General features: G+C 72.9%; 13 protein-coding genes, 1 tRNA gene and 1 pseudogene. 9 read left to right on the forward strand and 6 right to left on the reverse strand.

The window, feature by feature from the left end; all coding sequences use genetic code 11:
• A pseudogene (locus tag ACZ5WK_RS07670) lies at nt 1-158 on the reverse strand (ABC transporter ATP-binding protein); the annotation flags it as partial.
• Nucleotides 159-565: 407 nt separating this feature from the next.
• On the opposite strand from ACZ5WK_RS07670, the gene ACZ5WK_RS07675 reads away from it, so the two are divergent.
• From ACZ5WK_RS07675 to ACZ5WK_RS07685, 3 genes are all read left to right on the forward strand, one after another.
• Nucleotides 566-650: transfer RNA gene (locus ACZ5WK_RS07675), tRNA-Leu, on the forward strand.
• Nucleotides 651-790: 140 nt separating this feature from the next.
• Nucleotides 791-1699: a Bax inhibitor-1/YccA family protein gene (locus ACZ5WK_RS07680; RefSeq protein WP_465545969.1), complete on the forward strand. Its 909-nt coding sequence runs from the start codon at nt 791-793 to the stop codon at nt 1697-1699.
• An 81-nt stretch (nt 1700-1780) separates the two neighbouring features.
• On the forward strand, nt 1781-2158 hold the full coding sequence (locus ACZ5WK_RS07685; RefSeq protein WP_465545970.1) for a hypothetical protein: 378 nt from the start codon (nt 1781-1783) through the stop codon (nt 2156-2158).
• A 102-nt stretch (nt 2159-2260) separates the two neighbouring features.
• Here ACZ5WK_RS07685 and ACZ5WK_RS07690 read toward each other — a convergent pair whose 3' ends face one another.
• The 3 genes from ACZ5WK_RS07690 to ACZ5WK_RS07700 all read right to left on the reverse strand — a co-directional run bounded on the left by ACZ5WK_RS07690 (nt 2261) and on the right by ACZ5WK_RS07700 (nt 5979).
• Nucleotides 2261-3214, reverse strand: a complete 954-nt coding sequence (locus tag ACZ5WK_RS07690; protein ID WP_465545972.1) for a hypothetical protein — start codon at nt 3212-3214, stop codon at nt 2261-2263.
• A gap of 320 nt (nt 3215-3534) precedes the next feature.
• The gene (locus tag ACZ5WK_RS07695) at nt 3535-4755 is read right to left on the reverse strand and encodes an acetyl-CoA C-acetyltransferase (RefSeq protein ID WP_465545974.1); all 1221 of its coding nucleotides are present in this window, start codon (nt 4753-4755) and stop codon (nt 3535-3537) included.
• A gap of 120 nt (nt 4756-4875) precedes the next feature.
• Nucleotides 4876-5979 (reverse strand): SGNH/GDSL hydrolase family protein, encoded by a 1104-nt coding sequence (locus ACZ5WK_RS07700; RefSeq protein WP_465545976.1) that lies wholly within the window; start codon nt 5977-5979, stop codon nt 4876-4878.
• 224 nt (nt 5980-6203) lie between these two features.
• Between ACZ5WK_RS07700 and ACZ5WK_RS07705 the strand changes: the two genes are divergently transcribed.
• From ACZ5WK_RS07705 to ACZ5WK_RS07730, 6 genes are all read left to right on the forward strand, one after another.
• Nucleotides 6204-7604, forward strand: a complete 1401-nt coding sequence (locus tag ACZ5WK_RS07705) for a cystathionine beta-synthase (protein ID WP_465545978.1) — start codon at nt 6204-6206, stop codon at nt 7602-7604.
• A 451-nt stretch (nt 7605-8055) separates the two neighbouring features.
• The gene (locus ACZ5WK_RS07710; protein WP_396320584.1) at nt 8056-8394 is read left to right on the forward strand and encodes a hypothetical protein; all 339 of its coding nucleotides are present in this window, start codon (nt 8056-8058) and stop codon (nt 8392-8394) included.
• A 196-nt stretch (nt 8395-8590) separates the two neighbouring features.
• On the forward strand, nt 8591-9892 hold the full coding sequence (locus ACZ5WK_RS07715; protein ID WP_465545980.1) for a L,D-transpeptidase: 1302 nt from the start codon (nt 8591-8593) through the stop codon (nt 9890-9892).
• A 166-nt stretch (nt 9893-10058) separates the two neighbouring features.
• Nucleotides 10059-10613 carry a SigE family RNA polymerase sigma factor gene (locus tag ACZ5WK_RS07720; RefSeq protein ID WP_396320586.1) on the forward strand — a complete coding sequence of 185 codons (555 nt, stop codon included), beginning with the start codon at nt 10059-10061 and terminating at the stop codon, nt 10611-10613.
• Entirely contained in the window at nt 10610-11398 is a 789-nt protein-coding gene (locus tag ACZ5WK_RS07725) for a hypothetical protein (protein WP_465545982.1), read from the forward strand. The genes ACZ5WK_RS07720 and ACZ5WK_RS07725 overlap by 4 nt, the downstream gene beginning before the upstream one ends.
• A gap of 207 nt (nt 11399-11605) precedes the next feature.
• The gene (locus ACZ5WK_RS07730) at nt 11606-12100 is read left to right on the forward strand and encodes a DUF1203 domain-containing protein (RefSeq protein WP_465545984.1); all 495 of its coding nucleotides are present in this window, start codon (nt 11606-11608) and stop codon (nt 12098-12100) included.
• Nucleotides 12101-12119: 19 nt separating this feature from the next.
• Here the strand turns inward: ACZ5WK_RS07730 and ACZ5WK_RS07735 are convergent, their stop codons facing one another.
• Together ACZ5WK_RS07735 and msrA are read right to left on the reverse strand one after the other, a co-directional pair.
• Nucleotides 12120-12485: a cupin domain-containing protein gene (locus tag ACZ5WK_RS07735; RefSeq protein ID WP_396320589.1), complete on the reverse strand. Its 366-nt coding sequence runs from the start codon at nt 12483-12485 to the stop codon at nt 12120-12122.
• A 106-nt stretch (nt 12486-12591) separates the two neighbouring features.
• Nucleotides 12592-13260 carry a peptide-methionine (S)-S-oxide reductase MsrA gene (gene msrA / locus ACZ5WK_RS07740; RefSeq protein WP_465545987.1) on the reverse strand — a complete coding sequence of 223 codons (669 nt, stop codon included), beginning with the start codon at nt 13258-13260 and terminating at the stop codon, nt 12592-12594.
• Nucleotides 13261-13278: the final 18 nt, after the last annotated feature.

Raw genomic sequence — 13278 nt, forward strand, 5'->3', positions numbered from 1 at the left:
GGGCCCATGATGGCGGTGAACTCGCCCTGGGGGAACGTGACGCTGACGTTGTCGAGGGCGACGACGCGGGTCTCCCCCTCCCCGTAGACCTTGTTAAGGCCGGTGGCGCGGGCGGCCGCCCGGCCGGTACGGACGGCGGTTGCGGTCGGCGTGGTCACGGGGGTGCTCCTTGGGGTCGCGGGGAGGGGGCTGCGGACGGCGCCGGCGGGCGGCGGGAGGTCGTCGGACGGCCGGGCCCCGGGGGGATTCCGGCCGTACCTCCATGCTCGGCCACGTGATCACGGATATTCGTCGCTCCGCCGGACGGTTGGCCTGACCACCGCTGGGCGTACGCCCAGGTAAAGCCCTCATCCTCCGGTATGACACCGACCCTGATCGGATCTCCGTGGCCGGATAGCGCGCTTCGCATGGCCAAATCACGAACTGTTCGTCAGATGGCAAGGAAACATGACAACTTCCCTGGCTGGGAACATGCGAAAGGGCGATGCGGGCGACTAGGCTCAGGGTCGGCCCGGACGGAGTCGGAACAGCACCACCCGTCACCGCCGGAGCCGGTCCACGGGACGCCCGGATGGTGGAACGCAGACACGGGCAGCTTAAAACTGCTTGGCCGCGAGGCCGTGCCGGTTCGAGTCCGGCTCCGGGCACCAATCGACCCGCGGGGGCGCCGATCCGGCGTCCCCGCCGGGTGTCGTTCACCGCATCCTCCTCGCGGCGTATCCCTATTTCTTTGCCAAGCCATTACCCTTGTGGTTCGGGCGGTGCAGCACCGCCACGGAGGGAATGAGCAATGAGAAGCAGCAACCCGGTCTTCTCGCGGGAGGGGTCGTTCACCCGCGAGCCCGGCTACGCGGGTTTCGGCACCACGCAGGCCCCGCCGGCCGGGAGTCCGTACGCGGCCAACCCCTACGGCGGCAGCCCGTACGGCAACAATCCGTACGGCAACAACCCGTACGCCCAGCAGGCGCCGGGGCAGCAGCAGCTGACGGACGACCAGCTGGTGGAGATGTACACCGCGCCGTCGGCCGCTCCGGCGGCGATGGGCCGGATGACGCTCGACGACGTGGTCGCGCGGACGGCCATGACGCTGCTCACCCTGGTGGCCTTCGGCGCGCTGGCCTGGTTCGCGCTGCCGGCCGAGAAGTACGGTTTCGCGCTGGGCGCCAGCCTGGTGGCCTTCTTCGTCGCCATGGCGGTCTCCCTCAAGCGGAGCGTCAGCCCGCCGCTGATCCTGCTCTACGCGGCGCTGGAGGGCTTCGCGCTCGGCGCCGTGACGCACGTCTTCGACATCCTCCTGCCGGGCATCGCGATCCAGGCGGTGCTGGGCACGGCGGCGGTCTTCGCGGCGATGCTGATCGCCTACAAGACCGGCCGGATCAGGGTCACCCCGCGGTACACCCGGATCGGCATCGCGATCGCCATGGGCTTCGTGATGCTGATGATGATCAACCTGGTCGCGTCCATGTTCGGCGCGGACATGGGGCTGCGCTCCGGTCCGCTGGGCATCGTGGTCGGCCTGGTCGGCATCGGCCTGGGCGCGTTCTTCCTCTCGCTGGACTTCGCAGCCATCGAGGAGGCCATCGCGCAGGGCGCTCCGCAGAAGGAGTCCTGGCGGGCCGCCTTCGGGCTCACCCTCTCGCTGGTCTGGATCTACATCGAGATGCTGCGGTTGATCGCGATCCTGCGCGGCGACGACTGATCACCGCACCGCCGAAGCGTTGCCGCCGGGCCCCGGAGCCGTTCGCTCCGGGGCCCGGCGGCTTTTGGCTAGGCTCGTCGCATGCCCGATGCACAGCCCCTGGTCGAAGCCGTCGACTCCCTGGCGGACCGTTTCCGCTCCATGCCGCAGAGCCGCCTGCTGGGCGCCGTGCCCGGCCACCCCTCGCGGGCGGCGGCCGCGCTGGCCCTGGCCGCTCGGCTGGCCGCGACGGCGCAGGGCGCCGAGGGCGGGCCGGTGCGGGAGTTCCCGGACGCCGGGGCCTTCGCGGCCGGCGACCAGCTGGCGGTGGCCGGGCACGACCTGGCGGCCGCTCTGGCGGCGCTGCCGGACACGGCGGTGGTGGCGCTCCCGGAGGCACTGGGCGGGCTCTCGCCGGCCGCGGCGGTGCTCGCCGGGGCGCTGGCCGAGGTGGCCGCCACGGCCGCGCTCTGCGCCTGAACTCCTCGGCGGGGAACGCCGAAGGCCGACCGGATCGGTAACCCCTTGATCCGGTCGGCCTTCTGGTGTGCGGTCAGCCGCCGGTGGTGCCGGCGGGCGGCGTCAGATGCTGGCGACGACCCGGTCGGCGAGCACGTAGACGGCGTCCTCGTCGGTGGAGAAGGTCAGCGAGTACGAGCCGGAGAACCGCGAACCGCCGAGCAGCCGGACGTCCTCGCCGGCCCGGACGGCGTCGATCAGCCGGTAGGCGGCCTCACGGTCGCCGGGGGCGACGCAGAGCGTGGTGCCGTCGGCGAAGGCGTACACGTCCAGGGTGCCGAGCGGGCCGGGGCGCACGTCCACCAGGGCCACGCACTCCTCGGCGAGGGCCGTCAGCCGGGTGTCGGTCCAGTCCCGGGACGGCGCCTGGCTCGGCACGAAGTCGGGGTGCGAGGGGTGGCGGCGCGGGTCGGGTGCGGCCGCCGGCGCCTCCTCGACGGCCGGCTCGGCGTCCAGCAGCCCGGCCTCCAGGCCGGTGGCCAGCAGGTCGGCCTCGCGCCGGGCCCGGGCGTCGCCGCCGGCCTCGGCGGACGGGGCGCCCGCCGGGTGGCCGGGGCGCAGCGGGGCGCCGCCCTCGGGGCCGGGCCCGGCCGGGCCGGTGCCGCCGTCGTTGATCAGGTCCTCCAGCGCGGAGCGCAGCGCCTCGCCGAACTCCGGGTCCATGGTGCCCGCGTTGTCGGCGGCGTCCTGCGGCCCGGTCGGCCGGGGGAAGAAGAGCGGCCACTCGTCGGTGGTGCCGAGCACGCCGGCGAACGGGGAGTCGAACAGTGGCGCGTCCTCGGCCGCGCGGGCCTCCTGCTCGGCCCAGAAGGCCCGGGCCTCGGTGATCTCCCGCTCGCGGTCGGCGGCGAGCGCGTCGGTGACGGCCCGGCGTATCGCAGCTTCGTCGATCGGTGCGGGCGCGGCGGGGGCCGCGGCCTGCGCGTCCAGCCGGCGGGAGAGTCCCCGGAGGCGGAGCAGGACGGCGGTCGACACGGTGATCAGGATCAGCAGCAGGATGGTGTAGACGGCGCTCACGGAACGTACTCCTAGGGAGGAGCGGAACGGGGTTACCTCTCCACACTGCCGCATGCGGGGCTGTTACCGCAGTGGCGAATGTCTAATTTGTCCGAGACTTTCGCTCTTGTCCCCAAATTGTTAGGTAACACCGTTCTACGCTGCGGAGTTGATCCGCTCCGCACTGTCGATTTCCGGTCCGGATTCGGAAGAAAAGAGGGCCGGATCGACCTCTCGGTGTGATCCGGCCCTCAATTACGCAGTGTCACTCCACATGGGTGCTCCGGACCCTTCGGGATCGGTGCTCCGGTGCCGACCGCAGGACGGCCGGCGTCCGCGGTTCAGCTGAGCCGCTCGATGACCATCGCCATGCCCTGGCCGCCGCCGACGCACATCGTCTCCAGGCCGAACTGCTTGTCGTGCCACTGCAGGGAGTTGATCAGGGTGGTGGTGATCCGGGCGCCCGTCATGCCGAAGGGGTGGCCGACCGCGATCGCACCGCCGTTGACGTTCAGCCGGTCCAGGTCGATGCCCAGGTCACGGTAGGAGGGGATGACCTGCGCGGCGAAGGCCTCGTTGATCTCGACCAGGTCGATGTCGCCGATCGACAGCCCGGCGCGCTTGAGCGCCTGCTTCGAGGCCTCGACCGGGCCGTAGCCCATGATCTCGGGGGAGAGGGCGCTGACCCCGGTGGAGACCACCCGGGCGAGCGGGGTGATGCCCAGCTCGCGGGCCTTGGTGTCGGACATGATGACCAGCGCGGCGGCGCCGTCGTTCAGCGGGCAGCAGTTACCGGCGGTCACCGTGCCGTCCGGGCGGAACACCGGCTTCAGGCCGGAGACGCCCTCCAGGGTGACGCCGGCCCGCGGGCCGTCGTCGGTGCTGACCACGGTGCCGTCCGGCAGCGTGACCGGGGTGATCTCGCGCTCCCAGAAGCCGGCCTTGATGGCCGCCTCGGCGAGGTTCTGCGAGCGGACGCCGAACTCGTCCTGGTCGGCGCGGGTGATGCCCTTGAGCGCGGCGAGGTTCTCCGCGGTCTGGCCCATGGCGATGTAGGCGTCCGGCACCAGGCCGTCCTCGCGCGGGTCGTGCCACTCGCCGCCGCCCTCCTCGGCGCGCTTGGCGGTACGGGCCTGGGCCTCGTCGAAGAGCGGGTTCATGGTGCCCGGCATGCCGTCCGAGGTGCCGTTGACGCTGCGCGAGACAGTCTCCACACCGGCCGAGATGAAGACGTCGCCCTCGCCCGCCTTGATCGCGTGCAGCGCCATCCGCGTGGTCTGCAGCGAGGAGGAGCAGTAGCGGGTGATGGTGGTGCCGGGCAGGTAGTCCATGCCCATCTGGACGGCCACGATACGGGCCAGGTTGTGGCCCTGCTCGCCGCCGGGCAGGCCGCAGCCCAGCATCAGGTCGTCGATCTCGCGGGGGTCGAGCTGGGGCACCTTGGCCAGCGCGGCGCCGATGATGTGCGCGGTCAGGTCGTCCGGGCGGACGTCCTTGAGCGAGCCCTTGAACGCCCGGCCGATCGGCGAACGGGTGGCGCTGACGATGACGGCTTCGGGCATGGCGGGCTCCTCGCTGAGTGACCTTCGTACTGTCCTTCGGACTGGGGCGCCCGGGCGGCCGGCCGGCCGTGGGGCCCGGTCGGACGCGGACGTCCGGGAGGAAAGTTACCGCCTGGTAGTTCAGGCGTCACCCGCCCCGGCGTGTGAGCTGGCCGACGTATTCCCGTCCCCTGCCACCGGTTCTGCCGCCGCCGGCGGTTGTACCGGTGCCACCGGGGCTCCGGTCGGTTCCTCCATCGCCCACGCGCCCGGCAGGCCGACCCGCAGCCGGTGCCGCAACAGCGCCCAGCGCCCGGCACCGACCGCCGTCACCTCGCTGCCGGCCCGGCCGGCCGCGGCCGCCGCGGCCACCGCCACCGGGAGCACCGTCTCGCCCGGCACCGGTCCGGCCGGGCGCTCCTCCTCTGGCCAGAGGCCCAGCACGGCGCAGAGCGAGGGCAGCACCGCCATCGCCGCCGTCGCGTAGCCCTGGGCCGAGGGGTGGTAGCGGTCGGCGGCGAACATCTCCGGGCGCGCCGCGAACTCCGGCCCGAGCAGCGAGCCCAGCGACACCGTCCGGCCGCCCGCCTCCACCACGGCGATGGTCTGCGCGGCCGCCAGCTGCCGGCTCAGCCGGCGGGCCACCCAGCGCAGCGGCGGGCGCACCGGCTTGATCGTGCCGAGATCCGGGCAGGTGCCGACCACCACCTCGCAGCCGTTGGCGCGCAGCGCCGCGACCGCCTCGCCGAGCTGGCGCACCGCGAGCTGGGCAGGGCTGTGCCGGGTGACGTCATTGGCGCCGACCATGATCACGGCGATGTCCGGGCGGTGCGGGAGGGCCAGCTCCAGCTGGCCGGAGAGATCGCCGGAGCGCCCGCCGGAGCGGGCCACGTTGACCAGCTGCACCGGCCGCTCGGCCACCGAGGCCAGGCCCGCCGCCAGCAGCGCGCCCGGGGTCTCGCGGGCCCGCAGCACGCCGAGGCCGGCGGCGGTCGAGTCGCCGAGGAAAGCCAGGACGAGGGGCGGCTGCGGGTCGGCGCCGTCGGCGAAGGCCTCCCCGTAGACGCCGTCGGCCTTGGGCGGGTCGCCGTCCAGAATGCCGATGGCCTGGACGGCGAGCCTGCTCTCGGTCACCAGCAGGCCCACCAGACCGACCCCCAGCAGGCCGAGCCCTCCGCCGCCGTACGCCGCCGCCGTGGCGATCCGGCGGGCCACCCGGGCCCGCGACTCCTGTGCCCCTGGCATCCGGTGCCCCCTTCGCGTCCTCGTGCCGCCCCCGGCGGGGCCTCTCCAGCGCACCTGTACACCCCTCCTACCCGCGTTGGCGGCGCGCTACGACGGGGGTGGGCCATCCGTGGCGGAGGGGCGGGCGGGAGGTGAGTGGCGCGAGGGCGGGCTGGGGCCGGTGGCACGCCCTAGGCTTTGCAGTACCGAAAGCACTCGCATGCCCACATCCCGGGAGGACCCCCGTGCGGTACAGCAACTCGATCATCGACCTCGTCGGCAACACGCCGCTGGTCAAGCTGAACAAGGTCACCGAGGGCATCAGCGCGACAGTGCTGGCGAAGGTCGAGTACTTCAACCCCGGCGGCTCGGTCAAGGACCGGATCGCGATGCGCATGATCGAGGCCGCCGAGGCCTCGGGCGCGCTGAAGCCCGGCGGCACCATCGTCGAGCCGACCTCCGGCAACACCGGCGTCGGCCTGGCGATCGTGGCCCAGCAGAAGGGCTACAAGTGCATCTTCGTCTGTCCGGACAAGGTGTCGACCGACAAGATCAACACGCTGCGCGCCTACGGCGCCGAGGTGGTCGTCTGCCCGACCGCCGTCGCCCCGGAGCACCCGGACTCGTACTACAACGTCTCCGACCGCCTGGTCCGTGAGACCCCCAACGCCTGGAAGCCGGACCAGTACTCCAACCCGGACAACCCGGCCTCGCACTACCACTCCACCGGCCCGGAGCTGTGGGAGCAGACGGAGGGGAGGATCACCCACTTCGTGGCGGGCGTCGGCACCGGCGGCACCATCTCCGGCACCGGCAACTACCTGAAGGAGATCTCCGGCGGCAAGGTCCAGGTGGTCGGCGCCGACCCGGAGGGCTCGGTCTACTCGGGCGGCACCGGCCGGCCGTACCTGGTCGAGGGTGTCGGTGAGGACTTCTGGCCGACCGCCTACGACCGCAGCGTCGCGGACGAGATCGTCGCCGTCTCCGACAAGGACTCGTTCCAGATGACCCGCCGCCTCGCCAAGGAGGAGGGCCTGCTGGTCGGCGGCTCCTGCGGGATGGCCGTGGTGGCCGCGCTGGAGGTCGCCAAGCGGCTCGGCCCGGACGACGTCGTGGTCGTGCTGCTGCCGGACGGCGGCCGCGGTTACCTGTCCAAGATCTTCAACGACGACTGGATGGCCGACTACGGCTTCCTGCCGTCGGCCACCGACGAGGCGCACATCGGCGAGGTGCTGGCCCGCAAGGACGCCATCGAGCACGAGGGCATCCCGCAGTTCGTCCACATGCACCCGAACGAGACGGTCGCCGAGGCGGTCCGGGTGCTGCGCGAGTACGGCGTCTCGCAGATGCCGGTGGTCTCCCCGGGCGCCGGGCACCCCGACATCATGGCCGGCGAGGTGATCGGCTCGGTGGCGGAGAAGCTGCTGCTGGAGGGCGTCTTCGCCGACGAGATCCAGCTGACCGACACGCTGGACAAGGTGATGTCCAAGCCGCTGCCGGTGGTCGGCTCGGGCGAGACGGTCACCAACCTGATGAGCGTGCTGGAGAAGGCCGACGCCGCGGTGGTGCTGGTGGAGGGCAAGCCGCAGGGCATCGTCACCCGCCAGGACCTGCTGGGCTTCCTGGCCGGCCGCAGCGCGCACTGACGCCGGCTCAGCCCTCGTGACTGCCGCGGCGGCTGAGACTTCGTCCACGGGCGAAGTGGTACACCGACGTCACCTGCGCGCAGCACGCGCTTAACAACGCCGGGGCATCGTGGTGGTCAACGGCAAGACGCCGAGCGAGGCGACGACAACCGTCCGGGAGCGGCTCCCCGGCGACCGTGGTCGTCTCCGGACACGTCGGTCGGCCCTGACCCGGCCGGCCGTGTCCTCTCCGTAGGGGGCGCCGTCGTCCCGCCCCTGTCCGGCTCCGGCCGGTCGACAGGGTGCGGCGGCTCCTGCGGTCACCACCGCGCCGCTTGGCGCGTCTCCGCGGCTCCCGGGTGGGGGAGCCCCGGCGGAGAAGGCGGGCCGGTCCCTCCCCGGAGGGGCCGGCCCTTCCCGTGTCCGCTTCCCGTGTCCGTTCCCGGGGCCCGTTTCCCGTACGCTCGCACGCATGACCAGCACTGAAACGACCGGCCAGGACGCCCCGCGCTACGTCCGGCTCAGCATCGAGCTCATCGCCGAGATCACCGACGAGGGGGCGCTCAAGGCGGCCGCCCTGAAGCAGGTGGCCGACGACGAGTACCTCGACGACGAGGAGCGCGCCCAGTCCGTCGAGGCCATCGAGGTGGACCCGTCGGGTTCGCTCGCCCACTTCATCGACCCGGTCGCCCTGCTCGGCGACGTCCCGGGCGTGGAGCTCGCCTCGGCGACCTGGGAGTCCGCGCAGACCGAGTTCGACCCCGAGGGCGAGGGCTGGGACGAGTACACGGTGGAAGAGTCCGCCGAGTAGTCACCGCTCTGCCGCCCACCTCCGTCACGGTTGGTGACCGCCCGGTCTGCTGTCTGCAGGCCGGGCATTTTGTCCATATTTGGTGGGAAATTGGGTCATCTCATACGATCGATTTCCGTCGGTGATGGAACCGTGAAGGGGTGGTTTGCGTTTCTGTATCCGTAATGCCCGGGATGATCAGCAGGGAGAACGCGACGTGACGGCACGGGACGCGCAGGGGCGGACGGGCGGAAACAGCTGGAGCCGGCGTGGCGTGCTGGCCGGCCTGATCGGTGCGCCGGTCCTGCTGCTGGCGGCCTGCAACGACACCAAGAGCGGCGAGAGCGGCAACGCCGGCGGCGGGGCCTCGCCGGGCGCGGGCGCGGGCGCTGGGAGCGACTCCGGCGGCGGGAACGCCGTGAGCGCGAGCAGCTCGCCGAAGACCTCCGTGGCCGTCATCACCGTGACCCCCGCCGACGGCGCCACCGCCGCCAGCTTCAGCGACCCGGTCAAGGTCACCGTCGCCGGCGGCACGCTCGGCTCGGTCAAGGTCACCGACTCCACCGGCCGGGCACTCGCCGGCGAGCTCTCCGCGGACGGCACCGGCTGGGCCTCCGCCGCCGCACCGGCCAGCGGCACCAAGTACACCGTCACCGCCTCGGCCACCGACAAGGACAAGCTGGAGGCGGCCGCCAACGCCACCTTCACCACGGCGACCCCCGCCAACACCTTCGTCGGCTACTTCACCCCCGAGGACGGCTCCACCGTCGGCGTCGGCATGCCGGTCTCGATCAACTTCAGCAAACCGGTCACCGACCGCAAGGCCGTCCAGCAGGCGATCACCGTCATAGCCGAGCCGGGCGTCGAGATCGTCGGGCACTGGTTCTCCAGCACCCGTCTCGACTTCCGGCCGCAGGAGTACTGGGCCAAGGGCACCAGGGTCACCGTCAAGCTCCGGCTCAAGGACGTCCAGGGGGCGAAGGGCGTGTACGGCACCCAGTCCAAGGACGTCCGCTTCACCATCGGCCGCGCGCAGACCAGCGTCGCCGACCTCGCCACCAAGAAGCTCACCGTCACCACCGACGGCCGGGTCAGCGCCGTCTACGCGATCTCCGGCGGCGCACCGGACTACCGCACCTGGGGCGGCAGGATGGTCATCTCCGAGCAGTACCAGCAGACCCGGATGAACTCGCAGACCGTCGGCCTCGGCAGCGAGTACGACATCGCCGACGTGCCGCACGCCCAGCGGCTCACCACCTCCGGCACGTTCATCCACGGCAACTACTGGTCCCCGGCGTCGATCTTCGGCGGCCAGAACACCAGCCACGGCTGCGTCGGCCTGAAGGACGCCAAGGGCGGACAGGACCAGAGCGTCGACGGCTACAGGTTCTTCAAGAGCTCGATGATCGGCGACGTGGTCGAGGTCGTGAACTCCGGCGACAAGACCGTCGAACCGTCCAACGGCCTGAACGGCTGGAACCTGGGCTGGGCCGCGTGGAAGGCCGGCAGCGCGCTCTGAGCCTGCTGCGGGGCCCGTCGAACGCCCTGAGCCCCTGCCTGTGCGGGCCCGCCGGGCGCCCTGAACCGCCGCGTGTACAGCGCCCGCCGGGCGCCCTGAACCGTTTCGCCGAAAATTCTCCCCGGGCGGACCGAACCTCATCGGGCGCCCGAGGAGTCGGGTGGGTGTGAAACGCGAGCAGAGACAGCGCCAGGACGCCGAATTCAGCGCGTTCGTCGCCGGCAACAGCCGTCAACTCATCAGGCTGGCCGAGCTGTTGACCGGCGACCCGCACCGGGCCCGGGACATCGTGCAGTCCGCGCTGGAACGCGCCTACCTGCACTGGCACCGGATCACCGCCGACGACCCGACCGCGTACGTCCGGCGGATCGTGGTCAACCAGCACCGCGACTGGTGGCGGCGGCTGCGCAACCGCGAGCTGCCGACCGACCGCACGCCCGAGCGGCCCGGCCGCGAGGACCTCGCCGAACGGCAGGCCCAACAGGCCCTGCTGCAGCAGGCGCTGGCCACCCTCACGCGGCGGGAGCGGTCGGTGGTGGTGCTGCGCTACTACGGCGACCTCAGCGAGGCCGAGACCGCCGCCGAACTGGGCATCGCCCCCGGCACGGTCAAGAGCACGCTCCACCGGGCGCTGTCGAAGCTGCGCGCGCGACCCGAACTCGCCGACCGCGACGGTGGTGCGGCGGGTCTGAACCCGAGGAACATCGAGGTGAAGGTGTGAGCTTCGACAAGCGGCTCGGCGAGCTGCTCAAGGACGAGAACCGGGAGTACCGGGAGGCGGCCGGGCTGGCGCCCGGGCCGATCATCGCGCGGGCGCGCCGCCGCCGGGCCCGGCGGACGGCGGGGGCGGGTGCGGCGGCCATGGCCGTGGCGCTGGTCTGCGGCGTCACGGCGGTCACGGCCGGCGGCGCCCGGCAGACCGGGCAGGTGGCGGGGGCCGCGGGCGTGGCGCTGACGCCGTCGGCCGGGGCGGCCGCCGCCTCGGCACCCACGCCCACACCCACGCCGACCTCGACGGCGTTGCCGCGGTCCCCGGTCCGGCAGCTGGCCCCCGGCGAGAAGTTCGAGTACACCGACGGCGAGCGGATCTGGGTCACGGCGACCGAGAAGTGCGAGGAGTCCCGGGGCGTGGACGGCGTCTGGAGCTCGGGCACGGGGTGCCGGGACTCCACCAGCGACAACCTGGACCACGAGAAGCCCACCATCGGTTACCAGGGCTCGCTCGGTCAGGACCGTGCCGTCCTGACCGGCCTCTACCTCGGCCCGGTGCCCACCCGGGTCGTGGCCTTCACGGGCGGGAAGCCGACGGTCGCCACCGTGGTCACCACCACCGGCATGGAGGGTTGGAGGGCCTACTACGTGGTGCTGCCGGGCGCTCCCGCGCTCGCTGACGGCCGCTCCAGCAGCCCGGCCGTCGCCGCCTACGACGCCGAGGGCAGGCTGCTGGCCGAGCTGCCGGGCCGTGGCGCGGACGGCGCCCAGGAGAAGGCCCCGGCCCGGCTGTAGCACCCGGGGCCTGCCGGAGCGGGTGGAGTCGGCGGGCTCCCGGCGGGCGGCGGTGACGGTCCGACGCACGTCCGGAACGCGACGGCCGAACGCGACCGGCCGGAGGACGCCCGAACGGACGGCCGAACGCGACCGGCCGGAGGACGCCCGAACGCGACGGCCGAAACCCGCCGGACTCGGCGCGGCCACGGCGGCAGGGTGGGCCGTATGACGACAACCACCACGCCCGCCCCGGCCGTCCGCCCGGTCGACGCGGCCGTCCACCGCTCCCTGCTGGTGCGCGACGACGCGGGGCGCCCGCCCGTCCGCTCGACCGACGAGACCGGCGGCGCCCCGCTGCGCTGCTGCCTCACCCGGGCGCTGCCCGGCGACCGGATCGCCCTCGTCGCCTACGCCCCGCTCCGGCGCTGGGCCGCCGAGACCGGGGCCGACCCGGGCCCGTACGACGAGGTCGGCCCGGTCTTCGTGCACGACGGCCCGTGTGCCGGCGCGGGCCCGGCCTGGCCGGCCGCGTTCCACACCGGTGACCGGGTGCTGCGCGCGTACGACCGGCGGGGCCACATCCTCGGCGGCATGCCCGTCTCCCCCGAGACCGCCGAGGCGGGCGCCGCCGCCCTGCTCGCCGACCCGGAGGTGGCCGTGGTGCACGTCCGCGCACTGCAGTTCGGCTGCTTCATGCACGAGGTCCGGCGGGCGCGGTGAGCCCGGTCCGGCCCGGGGCTCAGCGCTTGGCGTAGTCGACGAAGCCCTGCCAGTCGAGGGCGACGCAGGGCTCGTCGCCCACCACCCAGGCGTCGTGACCGGGCGGGCAGATCATGAAGTCGCCGGGGCCGTACTCGGCCTCCTCGCCGTCGTCCATCACGATCTTCATCCGGCCGGAGATCACGTACCCCAGGTGGGAGGCCTGGCAGCTGTCGGTGCCGGCGATCGGCTTGATGTGCTGGGACCACCGCCAGCCGGGCTGGAAGACCGCCCGCCCGACGGCGCCGCCCTCCAGGTTGACCAGGCGCAGTTCGCCCGTGCCCGCCTCGAAGGGGCGGACCTCCTCGGCCTGGTCGTCGAAGTTCCTGCGGATGAGGCCGGCCATCGGTACTCCTCGGGACACGGCCGGCCCCCGTCACCGGGGCTCGGTGACGGGGGCCGGCCCGCTGGTCCTTCCAGTCTGCGCCCGGCCGGGAGCAGCCGCGCAGCGATCAGTCCTGCGGGGTGCGGGCGACGCCGATCGGGCAGCTGGCGCCGGTGCCGCCGAGACCGCAGTAGCCGTTCGGATTCTTGGCGTCGGACAGGTACTGCTGGTGGTACGGCTCGGCCGGGTAGAAGGGGCCGGCCGGGGCGATCTCGGTGGTGACCGCGCCCAGGCCGAGCGCGGTCAGGGCCGGCTGGAAGGCGTCCCGGGTGGCGACCGCGGCCGCCGCCTGGGCGGGCGAGTGGGTGTAGACGGCGGAGCGGTACTGGGTGCCGACGTCGTTGCCCTGCCGGTTGCCCTGGGTCGGGTCGTGCGCCTCCCAGAAGGTCTTCAGCAGCCGCTCGTACGGGATCACCGCCGGGTCGAAGACCACCCGGACCGCCTCGGTGTGCCCGGTCAGCCCGCTGCACACCTCGTCGTACGTCGGGTTGGGGGTGTACCCGCCCTGGTAGCCGACCAGTGTCGTCCAGACGCCGGGCAGGCGCCAGAACGTCCGCTCCGCGCCCCAGAAGCAGCCCAGCCCGAAGTCGGCCACCTCCAGCCCCTCCGGGTACGGCCCGGTGAGCGGGTGGCCGAGCACGGTGTGCGGCTCGCTCAGGGCGAAGGCCGGCGTCTCCCGGCCGGGCAGCGCCTGGCCGGCCGGGACGAGTGAAGTCTTGTGGCGGTTGAACAGCACGGCCTGCTCCAACTGGTC

Source organism: Kitasatospora sp. NPDC032757, from assembly GCF_055579305.1.